Annotated in this window: 1 pseudogene; it reads right to left on the bottom strand. The window is 46.0% G+C overall.

Annotated elements, in window-relative coordinates:
* Positions 1-12: 12 nt before the first annotated feature.
* Positions 13-515, bottom strand: a pseudogene (locus tag NLF99_RS19650) (IS1595-like element ISBbi1 family transposase); the annotation flags it as partial.

Below are 515 nucleotides of genomic sequence, written 5' to 3'. Positions count from 1 at the left end.
CTGATTATCCGTTTATGCACCTGTTATATTCGCAATTACTAGTCTGTCAAAGAGTTTGTCTCCAAAATACCGTCTGTTTAATTTGTAAATAAACTCGTTGAGATACAACTGTAAGTATTTCCTTTTGATTTTATGGTAGTTGCCCAGCAATGTCCGTTTTGCATTACTGATTGCGATATGCACCCATTTGAGTGTTTCCTTGGTGGTTTTGGCGTCTGATTTCTCGGTGACGTGCAATTCCACCAGATCGGAGATGTCAACGTAAGAAGTGCTTTTGTCCGAAAATACGATGGCATCATCCTCCATGCAGTCCCTGACCACGCCGTTGATTCCTTCACTTTGATGGCTATCCAGTACCCTGGCCTTGAAATAACGCACATGCTTCTCCTTTTTGCCCGTTTCGATATCTTCCAACGGGGTGCTTTCGGCCATCACCGCAACGTTCTGCTTTCCCTCGGCTCCCCGGCCACGTGTACCCTTGCCTCGCTCGATTTCCTTACTGGCCACCGAAAAGT

The sequence above is a fragment of the Sphingobacterium sp. LZ11T8 genome, assembly GCF_024261425.1.
Taxonomy (GTDB): domain Bacteria; phylum Bacteroidota; class Bacteroidia; order Sphingobacteriales; family Sphingobacteriaceae; genus Sphingobacterium.
Note: the sequence above shows the minus strand (reverse complement) of the source record. Positions and strands in the feature narration are given on the sequence as shown.